The sequence below is a fragment of the Vibrio chagasii genome (assembly GCF_002954585.1).
GTDB lineage: Bacteria > Pseudomonadota > Gammaproteobacteria > Enterobacterales > Vibrionaceae > Vibrio > Vibrio chagasii_A.
Window position 1 is genome coordinate 2,308,639 of record NZ_MSCI01000002.1, and the last position, 15,462, is coordinate 2,324,100.

General features: G+C 44.8%; 15 protein-coding genes. 3 read left to right on the forward strand and 12 right to left on the reverse strand.

Annotation, left to right across the window (positions count from 1 at the left end):
* Positions 1-53: 53 nt before the first annotated feature.
* From deoA to ubiT, 10 genes are all read right to left on the reverse strand, one after another.
* Positions 54-1,382, reverse strand: a complete 1,329-nt coding sequence (gene deoA, locus BTO10_RS18760) for a thymidine phosphorylase (RefSeq protein WP_004740616.1) — start codon at positions 1,380-1,382, stop codon at positions 54-56.
* Between the two features lie 94 nt (positions 1,383-1,476).
* Positions 1,477-2,253, reverse strand: a complete 777-nt coding sequence (gene deoC / locus BTO10_RS18765) for a deoxyribose-phosphate aldolase (RefSeq protein WP_105025483.1) — start codon at positions 2,251-2,253, stop codon at positions 1,477-1,479.
* Positions 2,254-2,763: 510 nt separating this feature from the next.
* Positions 2,764-4,026, reverse strand: coding sequence for a NupC/NupG family nucleoside CNT transporter (locus tag BTO10_RS18770; RefSeq protein ID WP_004740618.1), 1,263 nt, complete (start codon positions 4,024-4,026; stop codon positions 2,764-2,766).
* A gap of 204 nt (positions 4,027-4,230) precedes the next feature.
* On the reverse strand, positions 4,231-5,043 hold the full coding sequence (locus BTO10_RS18775; protein ID WP_105025484.1) for a TatD family hydrolase: 813 nt from the start codon (positions 5,041-5,043) through the stop codon (positions 4,231-4,233).
* The gene (locus tag BTO10_RS23540; RefSeq protein ID WP_181143994.1) at positions 5,024-5,179 is read right to left on the reverse strand and encodes a DUF5363 family protein; all 156 of its coding nucleotides are present in this window, start codon (positions 5,177-5,179) and stop codon (positions 5,024-5,026) included. Before BTO10_RS23540 ends, BTO10_RS18775 begins: the two co-directional genes overlap by 20 nt.
* Positions 5,180-5,277: 98 nt before the next feature.
* Positions 5,278-6,858 (reverse strand): peptide chain release factor 3, encoded by a 1,581-nt coding sequence (gene prfC / locus BTO10_RS18780; RefSeq protein WP_004740621.1) that lies wholly within the window; start codon positions 6,856-6,858, stop codon positions 5,278-5,280.
* Between the two features lie 159 nt (positions 6,859-7,017).
* Positions 7,018-7,473 carry a ribosomal protein S18-alanine N-acetyltransferase gene (gene rimI / locus BTO10_RS18785; RefSeq protein ID WP_105025485.1) on the reverse strand — a complete coding sequence of 152 codons (456 nt, stop codon included), beginning with the start codon at positions 7,471-7,473 and terminating at the stop codon, positions 7,018-7,020.
* Positions 7,466-7,864 (reverse strand): DNA polymerase III subunit psi, encoded by a 399-nt coding sequence (locus tag BTO10_RS18790; RefSeq protein WP_004740623.1) that lies wholly within the window; start codon positions 7,862-7,864, stop codon positions 7,466-7,468. Before BTO10_RS18790 ends, rimI begins: the two co-directional genes overlap by 8 nt.
* Positions 7,865-8,022: 158 nt before the next feature.
* Positions 8,023-8,526 (reverse strand): GNAT family N-acetyltransferase, encoded by a 504-nt coding sequence (locus BTO10_RS18795; protein WP_105025486.1) that lies wholly within the window; start codon positions 8,524-8,526, stop codon positions 8,023-8,025.
* Positions 8,510-9,037, reverse strand: coding sequence for a ubiquinone anaerobic biosynthesis accessory factor UbiT (gene ubiT, locus BTO10_RS18800; protein WP_164880306.1), 528 nt, complete (start codon positions 9,035-9,037; stop codon positions 8,510-8,512). The genes BTO10_RS18795 and ubiT overlap by 17 nt, the downstream gene beginning before the upstream one ends.
* Before the next feature lie 257 nt (positions 9,038-9,294).
* Between ubiT and BTO10_RS18805 the strand changes: the two genes are divergently transcribed.
* From BTO10_RS18805 to BTO10_RS18815, 3 genes are all read left to right on the forward strand, one after another.
* Positions 9,295-11,334 (forward strand): bifunctional diguanylate cyclase/phosphodiesterase, encoded by a 2,040-nt coding sequence (locus BTO10_RS18805; protein ID WP_105025488.1) that lies wholly within the window; start codon positions 9,295-9,297, stop codon positions 11,332-11,334.
* Positions 11,335-11,511: 177 nt separating this feature from the next.
* On the forward strand, positions 11,512-12,525 hold the full coding sequence (gene ubiU / locus BTO10_RS18810) for a ubiquinone anaerobic biosynthesis protein UbiU (protein WP_105025489.1): 1,014 nt from the start codon (positions 11,512-11,514) through the stop codon (positions 12,523-12,525).
* 18 nt (positions 12,526-12,543) lie between these two features.
* Complete coding sequence (locus BTO10_RS18815) at positions 12,544-13,422, forward strand: U32 family peptidase (RefSeq protein ID WP_008218800.1); 879 nt, start codon at positions 12,544-12,546, stop codon at positions 13,420-13,422.
* Between the two features lie 79 nt (positions 13,423-13,501).
* Here the strand turns inward: BTO10_RS18815 and BTO10_RS18820 are convergent, their stop codons facing one another.
* Together BTO10_RS18820 and BTO10_RS18825 are read right to left on the reverse strand one after the other, a co-directional pair.
* Positions 13,502-14,839, reverse strand: coding sequence for an MATE family efflux transporter (locus BTO10_RS18820; protein WP_004740629.1), 1,338 nt, complete (start codon positions 14,837-14,839; stop codon positions 13,502-13,504).
* 88 nt (positions 14,840-14,927) lie between these two features.
* Positions 14,928-15,335: a MarR family winged helix-turn-helix transcriptional regulator gene (locus BTO10_RS18825; protein ID WP_105025622.1), complete on the reverse strand. Its 408-nt coding sequence runs from the start codon at positions 15,333-15,335 to the stop codon at positions 14,928-14,930.
* Positions 15,336-15,462: the final 127 nt, after the last annotated feature.

A 15,462-nucleotide genomic window follows, 5' to 3' on the forward strand; every position in this document is an offset into this window, starting at 1 on the left:
TGCACCAGCGCTTTTGATTATCGGTATACGCGAGGTATACCGATAGCGGTTATTTACACGTCTTCAGAACGAATCTGACGGTAAACGTCTGGTGTTACTGTATATTCTCCGCCCACAGTGATTGCATTTTGTAATGCCGTTGCAGCTTCTTGCCACTGTTGTTCGTTGCGAGCATGAATCATTGCTAATGGTTTCTCATCGCTTGCCACTTCGCCAAGACGAATGAAGCTATCGAAACCGACTGCGTAATCAATGCTGTCCGTTGCTACGCGACGACCACCGCCCATACCAACTACAGCCATACCAATTGCACGAGTATCCATTGCTGATACCACACCGCTTTCTAGTGCGTACACTGGTTTAATAATTTCTGCTTTTTCTAGGTAGTTATCGTAGTTTTCTACGAAGTCTGCTGGACCACCAAGGCCCGCTACCATTTTACCGAAGCACTCTGCTGCTTTACCGTTATCCAGTACTGCCATCAGTTTTTCGCGCGCTTCTTCTGAATCTTTTGCAAGGTTGCCAAGTACTAGCATTTCCGCACACGATGCCATCGTAATTTCTAGCAAACGTGGGTTGCGGTATTCACCCGTTAGGAATTGAACCGCTTCACGAACCTCTACTGCGTTACCCGCAGAAGAAGCAAGAACTTGGTTCATGTCCGTTAGGATTGCTGTTGTTTTCGTGCCAGCACCGTTTGCTACTGCAACGATAGATTTCGCTAGCTCTTCAGACGCTTCGTAAGTCGGCATAAATGCACCTGAACCTACTTTTACGTCCATCACTAGAGAGTCTAGGCCAGCCGCCAGTTTCTTAGATAGGATTGAAGCTGTGATTAGCGAGATGTTGTCTACTGTTGCTGTGATATCACGAGTTGCGTAAACACGCTTATCAGCAGGCGCTAGATCGCCTGTTTGACCGATGATAGCAACACCCGCATCTTTAGTTACTTCACCGAACACATCGTTGGTTGGTGTAATGTTGTAACCAGGGATAGATTCAAGCTTGTCTAGCGTACCGCCAGTGTGGCCAAGACCACGACCAGAGATCATTGGAACGAAACCGCCACATGCTGCCACCATAGGGCCAAGCATCAGAGAAGTTACGTCACCAACACCACCGGTAGAGTGTTTATCAACGATTGGGCCATCGAAGTTCATGTGGCTCCAGTCGATTACCATGCCAGAGTCACGCATTGCACATGTTAGTGCGATACGTTCTGGCATTGTCATTTCGTTGAAGAAGATAGCCATTGCGAATGCTGCAATTTGACCTTCAGAGACCGTGTTCTTAGCTACGCCTTGAATGAAGAAGTTAATTTCTTCAGCTGTTAGGACTTCACCATCACGTTTTCTGCGAATAATTTCTTGAGGTAGATACATTAGTGCCTCCCAAACTCTAGTGAGTATGGTTTGTAGGGAAAAGAGGTAATATGGAGTGACTTAACGTCACTCCATCAAACAGACTTTTAAAGGATTAGTATGCTGCTGGATCAGCAGTTTCGTCTGTCACTTCTAATGTATTAAGAAGGTTAGTTAGTAGGCTTGAAGCACCAAAGCGGTAGTGCATGTTGTCTGCCCACTCAGCGCCTAGTAGCTCATCAGCCATTGCTAGGTATTGTGCTGCATCTTCAGCGGTACGTACGCCACCTGCTGGTTTGAAACCTACAGTTTTAGCTACGCCCATGTCACGGATAACTTCTAGCATCATGCGCGCGTACTCTGGAGTTGCGTTTACTGGCACTTTACCTGTTGAAGTTTTGATGAAGTCAGCGCCTGCTTTGATACAAATCTCAGATGCTTTCTTGATCAGTGCTTCTTCTTTAAGTTCACCAGTTTCGATGATTACTTTCAGTGTGATGTCGCCACATGCTTCTTTACACTGTTTAACTAGCTCTAAACCTACTTCTTCGTTGCCAGCGATTAGAGCGCGGTATGGAAATACTACGTCTACTTCGTCTGCACCGTATGCTACTGCTGCTTTTGTTTCAGCAACGGCGATTTCGATGTCATCATTACCATGAGGGAAGTTAGTTACAGTCGCAATACGTACTTCTGGAGTACCTTGCTCACGCAACGCTTTCTTAGCTGCTGGGATAAAGCGAGGGTAAATACAGATTGCAGCTGTGTTGCCCACTGCAGTCTTCGCGTCGTGACAAAGCGCTACAACTTTTTCAGTTGTGTCGTCGTCATTTAACGTAGTTAGGTCCATAAGTTTAAGTGCACGTAGAGCTGCTGCTTTTAAATCGCTCATTTCTATCTCCGATCAATATATTCAAATAGTTAACTACTTCGCCCTCCATCCAGTATAGATGGATATTTTAGTAATGCTCAGTAGTCACAAATGAACGGACTTGGTTCCCTGAAGACTTGATAACTTTCGCTATCAATTGCAATCCTTGTCACCGCACAGTACCAGTTTGGTCTATGGCACAACAAATCAGTCATGTTGTGTCTAACATCTATAGCGTATCGCTAAGTTTGGCTTAATCCCAGAAGAACAACTGCGGACGAATCCAAGCGGTTACTTTCTTGCCAACAAGAGACATCCTATCTCTTGAGCCTATACATTATAGGTATCCATTAATAAATTGTAGTGCTCCTTAGAACGCAAACGGTTTGTATCTCAAAAAAAACATTCTAGGCCCACCTTCGAATCAAACTCATATTCAGGTTCGACAGGCCTAAAAACAAAAAAGCCCCGCAGCAATCTCTTGCTACGGGGCGATATTAAAGTGGCGTCTATATAATCTAATCTACTTAATTAGAAAGATAGGAAGAAGCCAGCAATTGTTGCTGCCATCAGGTTAGATAGAGTACCAGCAATAACCGCTTTAACACCCATACGTGCGATGTCTTGGCGACGGCTTGGTGCAATACCACCTAGACCACCTAGTAGAATCGCAATAGAAGAAAGGTTTGCGAAACCACATAGTGCGAATGCGATGATAGCTTGAGTCTTCTCAGACATCACTTGACCAGTCGCTGCAACAACTTGAGCGTTTTCACCAACGTATGGTACGAAGTTTAGGTATGCAACGAATTCGTTAACAACTGTCTTCTGGCCAATGAAAGAACCAGCAATAGTTGCTTCTTCCCATGGAACACCAATGATGAATGCTAAAGGTGCGAAGATCCAACCTAGAAGAAGTTCTAGAGTTAGGTTTTCCATACCGAACCAACCACCGATGCCACCTAGGATACCGTTGATTAGAGCAATTAGACCGATGAATGCTAGTAGCATTGCACCAACGTTTAGAGCTAGTTGTAGACCAACTGATGCGCCGCCTGCTGCTGCGTCGATAACGTTAGCTGGCTTGTCGTCACCGCCGTCGATATCGTCAGAGATGTTGTCATCTGGCGTATCTGTTTCAGGCTTGATGATTTTAGCGAATAGTAGACCACCTGGTGCTGCCATGAATGACGCTGCAACTAGGTACTCGAGAGGAACACCCATAGATGCGTAACCTGCTAGTACACCACCAGCTACAGATGCTAGACCACCACACATTACTGCGAATAGTTCAGAGTTAGTCATCTTAGGAACAAATGGACGAACAACTAGAGGAGCTTCTGTTTGGCCAACGAAGATGTTTGCTGCTGCAGACATTGACTCGGCGCGAGAAGTACCTAGAGCTTTCTGAAGACCACCACCAAGAACTTTGATTACAAACTGCATTACACCAAGGTAGTAAAGTACAGAGATAAGTGCAGAGAAGAAGATCAATGTTGGTAGAACTTGGAAAGCAAAGATGAAACCGATACCGTCAACAGAGAAGTTAACTAGGCTACCGAATAGGAAACCAGTACCGTCTTTACCGTAGTCGATTACGTTTGCTACACCAGCAGAGAAACCTGCAAGCAAATCACGACCCCAAGGGATGTAAAGTACGAATGCACCAAGTGCGAATTGGATAGCGAATGCGCCACCCACCGTTCTAAAGTTAATAGCTTTGCGGTTGTCAGATAGTAGTACTGCGATTGCAATCAGTACAACCATACCGACTAGGCTCATAAACAGGCTCATAGTTTATGACTTCCTTATTAGTTATTTATTGGCGTGTTACAAAATGGGGCTATAAAGCGGGGCCAATTATACTCATGCGACCACTAATAAAGTAATGCCGCCCTCACACTTTCGTAGAAGATTCATGTACCATTCATACGCAAATGTGACTCACATCACAATAGAGATGCAATTTACGCAAACGATAAACAAAAACATTAGATTTTATTCACATATACCGAATACGCGATGGCTATTTTGCCAAATTCGCGCTGCAATCGATTGCTTTGACTCTTTTCTAAGCAAAAAAAGTTCATTTGATATCGTAACTAAATGTTTGGAATGGTTAACATTTCCTTGGTTTCCATAGATTGGCATATCCGGAGCATCGGTCTCTAACACCAAGCTTTCAAGGGGTAATTTAGCTATGGTTGTGCGTGTTTTTTGCGCTCTTGGGTAAGTTATCGTTCCACCAACACCAATATAGAAACCAAGCTTAATCCAAGTTAAAGCTTGCTGTTCACTTCCAGAAAAACCGTGAATGACCCCACCTAAAGTAAACTTGTGCTGCGTTATTAGCTGAATAAGGCGGTTATAAGACTTCCTTTCATGGATAATCAGAGGCAAATTAAACGCCTTGGCAAGTTCCATTTGTTGGATAAAAAAGCGTTCTTGTTTCTGCTGTTCCACATCCACAAAAAAGTCTAATCCACACTCACCAATGGCCACACACTGACGTGTTTTTGAAGCGAGTAATTGATGAAGTTCTTCAAATTGCACCGTATCCGCTTGCTCTAAAAAGTAAGGGTGGAAACCTAATGCGTAGTAAACATTGGGGTGAGATTGCGCAATTTTCTCCAGCTTATGCCAGTTGTTTTGACCGATAGAAGGGATGAGAAACTTCTCAACTTGAGCCTGTTTTGCCTCTTTGATATACCCATCAATGCTCTGCTCATGGGTAAAACCTTGCTCAAACGCCTCAAAGTCCGCATGGCAATGTGTATCAAATAGCGGAAAATCACTTGTTTGCTGTGTCATCTTTCCCACTCTCAGCTTGCTGCCCTTGAGGATCTCGACGATAAGGTACACAGCTGCGCTTGTTTTCAGGCGTCAAAGCAAGCTCTTCACACCACTTATCGTATTTCCTAACCCAAGCTTTTATCCAACCGAACATATTTACCTCAAACTTACTATCTCAAATAACACGCATTAAAAAACGCCTATTGCAGAACAATAGACGTTTTTATTTAACTCGAATAGAGCTTGAAGAAATTAGTGCTCGCGCGTCGCTCGGAACTTAACGTCTGGGAAACGTTCTGAAGCTAGGTTCAAGTTCACCATTGTAGGTGCGATGTAAGACAGGTTATCACCACCATCTAGCGCAAGGTTAGATTGGTTCTTACGTTTGAACTCTTCCAGTTTCTTAGCGTCATCACACTCAACCCAACGAGCTGTTGCAACGTTAACACCTTCGTAGATAGCTTCTACGTTGTATTCTGCTTTCAAGCGCGCTACAACCACGTCGAACTGAAGTACACCAACCGCACCAACGATCAGGTCGTTGTTCTGCATAGGGCGGAATACTTGTACTGCGCCCTCTTCTGAAAGCTGAACCAAGCCTTTTAGAAGTTGCTTCTGCTTCAGAGGATCGCGTAGACGAATACGACGGAATAGTTCAGGCGCAAAGTTTGGAATACCAGAGAACTTCAGGTTCTCACCTTGAGTAAAGGTATCACCAATCTGAATTGTGCCGTGGTTATGCAGACCGATAATGTCACCTGCATACGCTTTTTCAGCACGTGCACGGTCGCCCGCCATGAAAGTTACCGCATCAGAAATGCTAACGTTCTTACCGGTACGAACGTGGTTCATCTTCATACCTTGGCTGTAAGTACCAGATACGATACGCATGAAAGCGATACGGTCACGGTGTTTAGGGTCCATGTTTGCTTGGATCTTAAATACGAAACCAGAGAACTTTTCTTCTGTCGCAACAACATCACGCTCGTTGGCTTGGCGAGTTTGCGGTGCCGGAGCCCACTTCGTTAGACCATCAAGCATGTGGTCAACACCAAAGTTACCAAGTGCAGTACCGAAGTAAACAGGCGTTAGCTCACCAGCAAGGAACAGGTCGTGATCAAACTCAGGACAAGCACCAATAACAAGCTCTAGCTCTTCACGTACGCTTTCGGCTAGATCAGCACCTACCGCTTCATCTAGATCTGGGTTATCTAAACCTTTGATGATACGAACTTCTTGGATCTCGTGGCCGTGACCAGATTCGTACAAGATCGTTTCGTCACGGTGAATGTGGTAAACACCTTTAAACTCTTTACCACAACCGATTGGCCATGAAATTGGAGCACAAGCCATACCTAGCTCGCTTTCTACTTCATCAAGCACTTCCATTGGGTCACGAACGTCACGGTCAAGTTTGTTCATAAACGTTACGATTGGTGTATCACGTAGACGCGTTACTTCCATCAGTTTACGAGTACGATCTTCGACACCTTTCGCAGCATCGATAACCATCAAACAAGAGTCAACCGCCGTTAATGTACGGTACGTATCTTCCGAGAAATCTTCGTGTCCAGGAGTATCTAGTAGGTTTACTAGGCAATCATTGTATGGGAATTGCATTACCGACGTAGTTACCGAGATACCACGTTCTTTTTCCATCTCCATCCAGTCAGATTTAGCGTGCTGGTTAGAGCCACGGCCTTTTACGGTACCCGCTTTCTGAATCGCGTTTCCGAATAAAAGAACTTTTTCAGTAATCGTGGTTTTACCCGCATCCGGGTGAGAGATAATTGCAAACGTTCTACGTTTGCTCACTTCTTGTTGGAAAGACATAGTCGCCCTTTGCTGATCTAAAGCGTAAAAAGGGCAAGTAGATAATACTTGCCCTTGAATTCTGTGTGCGGATTATACAGAAAGCGTGTCACTTTCTAAAGGGTCAGTTTACACCCTATTTTTCGCTTACTTTTTGCTTAGCGAAAAGCGACAAGATGACTAGCTAAAAGACATGAAAAGATAGCTCATAATGATGGCGTCTTCTTGTCCTTGCTTAGTTGGGTAATAGTTACGACGGCGGTCCACCTCATTAAAGCCGACCTTTTCATAAAGCTTAAACGCGTTCACGTTACTTTCGCGAACCTCTAACCACGCACTTTCTGCGTTAGCTTGTTCACACATATCTAGGAAGTGCTCAGCCAGCGCCTTACCGTAACCTTTGCCTTGCTGGCTTGGATCCACAGCGATGTTAAGTAGCGTCACTTCACCAACGATATTCTGCGCGAAAAAGTATCCGACCACTTGCCCGTCAACTTCAAGAACATGATGACAAGCACCTCGGCTATTGAGATCTCGGATCATAGTCTCTGACCATGGATGAGAGTGAGCAGCCTTTTCTATCTGCCAAATAGCGTCTAGATGATGGGATGAAGTCGGTAAAAATTGATTAGTCATATGCACAAATTTGTTGCCATAAGTCGCGGCGATGTTGGTTATTGCCATTGATGTCAGACAGCAATGGGGATTGCAGTGTTTTTGCTTTGAGCTCTTGAGCAGATTCACACCCAGCAAACCACACCCATTCAACACCATCGAGTTCGATTGACGTTAAATGTTGAGGCTGAATATGCAGAGCCTGAGGTAAATCAAGCTTGATACTTTTCAGCACACGCTCAAACATCACGGCGAGATCGCCCTGAGGTTTTTCAGGGGAAACGAGCAATAGTTTGCACTCACTCGACAGTGGAGTTCGTTTCGATTCATAACCCGCCAAACGTTCTGGGTGGCTAAGCTCCCATTGGCTGATGCCCATCTCTTGCAGGTACTGTGCGTGTGTTTGTGACATATCTAGCGGTTATTACCTTAGGTTAATAGTGAGCGACTAATTAGAGCAAACTAAAAAGAGCTCATTAGAATTGGGCTGATACTAACAAAAAATAAAGGAGCATCAAGCTCCTTTATTTAGACTAAATCAGTTTGCATCTTATTGCGTTGGACATTGCTTTATAACTCATTGAATTCAGAGCTGTAAGCCACCTCACCAGAATGTCCAGCGAGTGCCCCTTCAACCAGTTCAATGGCTTGGAAAGCACCTTCAGGAACCTCCCAAGCGCAGCTTAAACCAAATTCGCTCGCGGCTTTAAAGCCAAAACGACCATAATAAGCAGGATCACCAAGCACGACACACGCTGGGTAACCAAAATCAACCAATGTAGAGAACGCATCTTCAACCAGAGCTTTAGCAATGCCTTGATTGCGAAACTCTTCTTTCACTGCAAGCGGAGCAAGCCCTTGCCAATTATGATCTTCACCATGCAGAGTAATCGGGCTAAACATTACGTGGCCAACCACTTCACCCTCATCAGAGCAAGCCACCAGCGATAGCGTTAAATGACTATTCTCACGTAGGCTCATAACCAGGTTAGCTTCTGCATCCGTTTCAAAAACAGATTTCAATAAACGATCAATGACAAGTATATCTGCCGGTGCTTCAGTTCGAATAAGCATTCATTACCTCACTTTGTGTATCCGGGGATTGTACTCCCTTCTGCACAAAATCAGCTAATTGATTTAACAAAGTTTTCAAGGGAGCTGGCAATAAGTCTAAATCTACGCTGTCCATCAAGTTTTTAACCTCTAAACCGAGCTCTGTATCGCCCTCTATAGACAGTCTACGTTGGAAGAAAAGCGTATCAGGGTCTTCTTTACGACCAGCAATTAACACAAGATCATTGAGATTGCCGCTAAAGCTAACATCTTCAACAACCTCTTTATCAGCTACAACTAGTTGCTCATTTTGGTAGCTAATACACCAACTTAGCCCCATATCCTTTATTGAGACTTTAAGCCATTTATCTTCTAAAAACTCAAAGTCGCCGTCTTCTAGCGCTTCTTTGAATACGTTCTTAAGCCCCTCTAACAAGGCTCTTTTTTGTACTGTTTTAGGCAATAACTGGACTGGAGATCGCAAAATTGATGCGGCATTTTGAACTAGTTGAGTGCGAATCTTGTTTATCACGTGACTTATCCGTAACTTTGTCAATAATATGGAATGCATCATAGATGATGTTGAGATCTCAGTTACTGTTATGTATCAAATTAACTTCTGTTTGATGCTCGACCTTTAATATCCTGAAAATCACAGTTATAGTAACTCAGGTAATGAGAATTACAGCGGATCGCTGCACTCACAGGTAAATATCGATAACCACACAAAAGAAATAAATATTTATCGATTGTGAATAATCAAGCTCTTGGAGAATTGGTAGTACTTTGATGCCTCCCCAGCAACTACAACATTGGTTTACTCAGCTAACTGCAAACAGCCCGTTCTTTTTTGCAGTGCTTGATGCTCAACATAACTACTTTATGGTGAATGAGCGTTATTGCGATATTGCTGGTTTAAGCCAAACCGAGCTTGCAGGCATGAACGACCGCCAAACCCTAGGTGAACAATTCTACCAACACCTAAAACCATACTACGAACGAGCATTCAACGGCGAAACCATTGAAGCCGAAGTCACCCTTAACGAAACTGACCTCGACACTAGCCTCCACTTCAGCTTGTCCCCGCTTACCAATGGTAAGAATACCGATTACATCGTCTTCCACGCTTTCGATACATCAGAAAATCAAGTGCTCGTCCGTTCTTTAGAAGAATCTGAAGCTAAGTTCCATAAGCTATCTCAGCTACTGCCTGACGGGCTACTGCTGGTTGAAAACGACTATATCTTGTCGTCTAACCCATCGGCAGCACGCTTGCTCGGTTTTAACTCTCCGACTGAACTCATCGGTGAAGAGTTAGGACGCTTGTTTATCGATGAACAAACCAAAACGGTCTTTAATAATAGCCTCAGCTCTATTATTTCTGAGTCTGGTTTGGTTTGCTTAACTGGTGCTCGATGTGGCTTTGAACGTAAGGTTCAACTCAACATAGACTCGACTGCGATTCTTGGAAGTAGCACTCAGCTTGTGCTCATTCAGGACGCTCAAGAGACCACTAAACAATATACTCCAGCCAACAGTGAAGATGCCTACATAGATTCACTCACCAAGCTCTACAATCGAGTGGGTTTTACTAAGCGTCTGGAACAATTCATTCACAATGACACTCCGGTTGTCATGATGTACTTAGATATTGATAACTTTAAGAATATCAATGACTCACTAGGGCATCATATTGGCGACAAAGTGATTAAGGAAGTGGCTTCGCGCCTTAAGCGCCTACTGCCACGCCAAGCTGTGATTGGGCATCTTGGAGGCGACGAATTTGGTATCATTCTGCCAGAACCTGAGCATCCAAGAACCGCAGAAACACAGGCAGAAAAGATCATTTCGCTGATCAATCAGCCCTTTGACCTTCACCACTTCAGTAAGCGCCTAGCTTGTTCAATTGGTAGCGTGCGCTTTCCTCAAGACGGCATCGATGCGCGTATCTTGCTGCAAAACGCCGATACTGCGATGTATGAAGCCAAAGATCGTGGTCGTAACCGCTTAATTAAGTTCAACGAGCAGATGAACAAAGAAGCGCGTATGCGACTGTGGCTTGAGATCGAACTGCAAAAAGCGCTTCAGCAAAACGGACTTGAGGTTTGGTATCAGCCAAAGGTGAATGCTCGTGATTTTACCATCAACGGTGCAGAAGCTCTGGTCCGTTGGAAGCACCCAGTTGAAGGCTATATTAGCCCTGCTGCATTTATCCCTGTCGCGGAGCGTGCAGGTCTTATTGAACAACTTGGCCGTGTGGTCATGCGCGAAGTATTTGCAACAGTGAAGCGTTGGAAGATGCAAGGTATCCTGCCAGGTCGTGTGGCAATCAACCTTTCTCCAGAACAGTTTGGCAACCCTAAACTGATTGATTACATGGAGAAGTTACTCCGCTCGACTGAGCTAGATCCAAGTGCGATTACTTTTGAGCTCACTGAAAGCGCTGTAATGAGTGACAGTGAACACACAGTACAAATGCTTAATGCGATTAAAAAGCTCGGCTTTGCTCTCTCCATCGATGATTTTGGTACTGGTTACTCTTCTCTGTCTTACCTAGCTCGCTTCCCAATTGATGAGCTGAAAATAGACCGTGCTTTCATCTCAGATATCGATACCCTTCCAAAACAGATCACTGTGATTGAAAACATCATCAACCTCGGCAAATCCCTCGATTTAACCGTGGTTGCAGAAGGTGTCGAGACCAGTGAGCAAGCGACGCTATTGTCGAACCTCAACTGCAGCTCGATTCAAGGCTTCCACTTCTATCGTCCACAACCAAAACAAGATGTCGAAGAGTTGTTCGCACAAAACCGTCGTCATAAGAACTAATTACACGATTCAAGCCCTCTCCTCTTTTCAGAAAAACGACACACAAATCACCACTCGTCAGTACCTCAAACGGAGTAAAAGCAGATTTATCCATCTAAACCTGCCTTACATCAATTCTGTCATTCATAATTCTTCATAAAATGCCCGCTTCAACTTAATTCTACTGGTAGTGAGCAAATGGAACTCTTATGCCCAGCGGGTAACTTACCTGCTTTGAAAACCGCCATTGATTGCGGTGCGGATGCTGTTTATATCGGATTCAAAGACGATACCAATGCCCGACACTTTGCAGGCCTTAACTTTGCGGGTAAAAAGCTCGATCGTGCTGTGCAGTATGTACATGACCACAACAAGAAAATTCATGTTGCTTTAAATACGTTTGCTCACCCAAATGGCTTCGAACGTTGGACTAACGCCGTGGACAACGCAGCAGCTCTGGGTGTTGATGCACTGATCATCGCTGACATTGCTGTACTTGAGTACGCTGCAAACAAATATCCAGATCTAGAACTACACCTATCAGTTCAAGCTTCTGCAACCAATGCCGCTGCGATCGACTTCTACCATAAGAACTTCAACGTAAAACGTGTCGTACTACCGCGCGTATTGTCGATTCATCAGGTCAAACAGCTTTCTCGCAACATCACTTCTGACGTTGACCTCGAAGTATTCGCTTTCGGTAGTTTGTGTATCATGGCTGAAGGCCGTTGCTACCTATCTTCATACATGACGGGTGAGTCACCGAATACGGTTGGTGCTTGTTCTCCAGCGAAATACGTTCGCTGGCAAGAGACTGAAACCGGCCTAGAATCTCGTTTGAATGAGATCCTTATCGATAAGTACGTGGCAGGTGAAAACGCAGGATACCCAACGTTATGTAAAGGCCGTTTTGAAGCCGATATCGATGGTGAACGTAAGCGTTATCATGCACTCGAAGAGCCAACGAGCCTTAACACGCTATCCATGCTGCCTGAATTGTTCGCAGCTAAGGTCGCTTCAGTGAAGATTGAAGGTCGTCAACGCAGCCCCGCTTATGTAGAACAAGTGACTCGTACTTGGCGTGCTGCCATCGACCGCTACTTAGCAAACCCTGAACAGTACCAAGTAGAACAAGCTTGGAATGCGACACTAGCGAATGTATCTGAAGGTACACAAACCACGCTTGGCGCTTATCACCGTAAATGGCAATAGAGCCAACTGGAGAACTCAATGAAATACGCATTAGGCCCTCTACTTTATTTTTGGCCAAAACAAGACGTTGAAAGCTTCTATGAGCAAGCAAAATCAAGCTCAGCAGACATCATCTACCTAGGTGAAGCCGTATGTTCAAAGCGTCGCGAGATGAAAGCAAAACACTGGATGGATATTGCTAAAGAGCTGTCTGCATCAGGTAAGCAGGTGGTTCTGTCGACTATGGCATTGCTCGAAGCGCCTAGCGAAGTCAACATCATGAAGAAGTACATTGATAACGGTGACTTTGCCATTGAAGCGAACGATGTGTCTGCCATTCAACTGGCAAGCGAAAGCAAAGTACCATTCGTAGTTGGCCCAGCAGTAAACACCTACAACGCACGCACGCTGAACTTATTCTTAAAGCAAGGTATGACGCGTTGGTGTATGCCGGTCGAGCTTTCTCGCGAATGGCTGAGCAATGTGATGACACAGTGTGAAGAACTCAACATCCGCAACAAGTTTGAAGTTGAAGTGTTCAGCCACGGCTACTTACCGCTGGCGTATTCAGCTCGCTGCTTTACGGCTCGTGCAGAGAACAAAGCCAAAGACGATTGTGAAACCTGCTGTATCAAATACCCAACAGGCCTTCAAGTTGAGAGCCAAGAGGGTCAGTCTGTCTTCAACCTTAACGGCATCCAGACTCAATCAGGCTACTGCTACAACTTGGTGAATGACTTGCCAAACATGCATGACTTAGTGGATGTGGTTCGTTTAAGCCCACTTGGTGTTGATACCTTCTCTGAAATCAATAACTTCAGAGCTAACGAACAGGGTCAAAATCCAATGAAGATTGAGAGCCGCCAGTGTAATGGCTACTGGCATCAGCTTGCAGGTTTAGACGTTAAAAACATCTAGCCTCAACGATTGAGCTGAATAACAAATAAAAAAGGTCTAGCACATGCTAGACCTTTTTCGTTCGTCTCAAAAAATCGACCTATGCCGTTGCGGTTTCCATCGGCGAGGCGTCGAGCTTCTTTACGTCTTTGTAGAGCATCACCATAACCACTACGCTCAGCGCGATATTAGACAATGGATACGCAATCCAGATCCCCGGCACGCCATATAGCTTAGGCATAATGTACAGGAAAGGCAGTTGAATCAGCATGTTACCTATCGTCACAAACATCGCTTTGCTGCCCTTGTTCACCGCCTGGTAGTAAGCACCCGCAACAACTAGGAAGCCATCAAGCGCCAATGCAAACATATGCAGTCGAATACCCAATACGGTGTACTCAACTAGCTGAGGTTCGTCCGAGTTAAACACTGAAACAAACTCTCGTGGGAATATGTTCAATAACAATACAAACGCGACACCAATCAAGACAGAGCTCGACATCGCAATCTTAAGCAACTTGCGAATATTCGCTTGGTTACGTGCACCATGGTTGTAGCTCACCAATGGTTGCATACCATTAGCGATACCTTCCGCAGTTAGGTAATAAACCGTCACGATGTAGCCCAAAATAGCGTAAGCACCAATCATCAACTGGTCGCCATATTGAGAGAACAAAGCGTTGTGCAATGCCACCATCATTGAGCCATAAGCGTACATAAAGAAGCTTGATGTACCAATCGCGAAAATCTGTGGGATTACCGCAAGCTTCAATCTCAACTCACTCCAACGTAAACGCAGGTTTGCACGGCGTGAGAAGAAGTAAGCGAGACCTAAAGCCGTCACCACAAACTGAGCAATCGCTGTAGCCAATGCCGCGCCCATCAACTCCCATCCAAATAGAGCGATAAGCAAGTAATCCAGAACGATATTAATGACCGCACCAATAATCATCAGGATAGTCGCTAGATTCGGGCTGTCGTCGTTACGCAGTAAAAACGGCATCGCGATAGAACCCAAGGTAAACACGCTGGCGCCAATCAAGATGTGTAAGTACTGCAAACCAAGCTCATACACTCGCCCTTCTGCGCCCTGCCAAAGCAAAAAGTTATCGGCAAACAGGTACAACAGGACAGAGACAATTGGTGTTATGGCTAACAACAAAGTCAACCCCGTAGCTAAGATCTGCTTAGCACCTTGAGTGTCTTTTTCACCTTGGCGAATCGATACCAGCGCGCCAGTACCGACACCCACCAGCATACCGAGGCCAAGAATCGAACCGATCACCGGCCACGCGACGTTGATACCCGCTAGCCCATCAGCGCCGACATAACGACCGATAAAGATGCCATCCACCACTTGGTAGAGGCCATTAACCAGCATCGCCGCTACCGTTGGGATTGTGTATCGCCAAAATTGACGACTAATTGAGTTACTCATCTCTTACTCTACTTTCATTGTGAGTCACATATCAGTGGGATATGAATCGACAAATTAGTTAATAAGACTAACTAAATATCTAAATTAATTACTTCAACGCTTTGTCTAATAACTGGTTCAGTTGCTTAGATTCTTGCTCAGACAACCGGCTTTCCAGTATTCGTGCCATCACTTGATAGATCTTGCTCTCTTCTTCTAAACCTAGTTCTGCTTTGTGGGTCAGTACCACGAGTTTAGATCTCGCGTCTTCCTGTGACGCTTTACGCTCCACAAGGCCTTTTCTCTCAAGCCTTTGTACCATAGTAGTCGCTGAAGGCTTAGTCACCTGCATTTCAATAGCAAGGTCGGTCAATCGAATCGGCTCAGGAGACGCCTGAATCACCTTCAAGTAGTCATATTCGTTGAAGCTCAACTGGCAGATAGGGTCTTCATTTACCTGTGTCCGCCATACTTTCGAGGCGAAGCGTTCTATCTTCTCTAAATTCTGGTTTAGCATACTCACCCAATCAAAGAATGGCATTTAGTTAGCAAGACTAACTATTCTAATCCTGTTTAAATAAAAAGCAATCCAAAACGAGATAAAGATCATAAAAAGTAGGCACAAAAAAGCCGCTGACTGGCAG

Excerpts from the sequence above, each read along its gene's own strand:
- deoA (WP_004740616.1), bottom strand. The coding sequence starts at position 1,382 with ATGTATCTACCTCAAGAAATTATTCGCAGAAAACGTGATGGTGAAGTC.
- deoC (WP_105025483.1), bottom strand. The coding sequence starts at position 2,253 with ATGAGCGATTTAAAAGCAGCAGCTCTACGTGCACTTAAACTTATGGAC.
- BTO10_RS18770 (WP_004740618.1), bottom strand. The coding sequence starts at position 4,026 with ATGAGCCTGTTTATGAGCCTAGTCGGTATGGTTGTACTGATTGCAATC.
- BTO10_RS18775 (WP_105025484.1), bottom strand. The coding sequence starts at position 5,043 with ATGACACAGCAAACAAGTGATTTTCCGCTATTTGATACACATTGCCAT.
- BTO10_RS23540 (WP_181143994.1), bottom strand. The coding sequence starts at position 5,179 with ATGTTCGGTTGGATAAAAGCTTGGGTTAGGAAATACGATAAGTGGTGT.
- prfC (WP_004740621.1), bottom strand. The coding sequence starts at position 6,858 with ATGTCTTTCCAACAAGAAGTGAGCAAACGTAGAACGTTTGCAATTATC.
- rimI (WP_105025485.1), bottom strand. The coding sequence starts at position 7,473 with ATGACTAATCAATTTTTACCGACTTCATCCCATCATCTAGACGCTATT.
- BTO10_RS18790 (WP_004740623.1), bottom strand. The coding sequence starts at position 7,864 with ATGTCACAAACACACGCACAGTACCTGCAAGAGATGGGCATCAGCCAA.
- BTO10_RS18795 (WP_105025486.1), bottom strand. The coding sequence starts at position 8,526 with ATGCTTATTCGAACTGAAGCACCGGCAGATATACTTGTCATTGATCGT.
- BTO10_RS18805 (WP_105025488.1), top strand. The coding sequence starts at position 9,295 with ATGCCTCCCCAGCAACTACAACATTGGTTTACTCAGCTAACTGCAAAC.
- ubiU (WP_105025489.1), top strand. The coding sequence starts at position 11,512 with ATGGAACTCTTATGCCCAGCGGGTAACTTACCTGCTTTGAAAACCGCC.
- BTO10_RS18815 (WP_008218800.1), top strand. The coding sequence starts at position 12,544 with ATGAAATACGCATTAGGCCCTCTACTTTATTTTTGGCCAAAACAAGAC.
- BTO10_RS18820 (WP_004740629.1), bottom strand. The coding sequence starts at position 14,839 with ATGAGTAACTCAATTAGTCGTCAATTTTGGCGATACACAATCCCAACG.
- BTO10_RS18825 (WP_105025622.1), bottom strand. The coding sequence starts at position 15,335 with ATGCTAAACCAGAATTTAGAGAAGATAGAACGCTTCGCCTCGAAAGTA.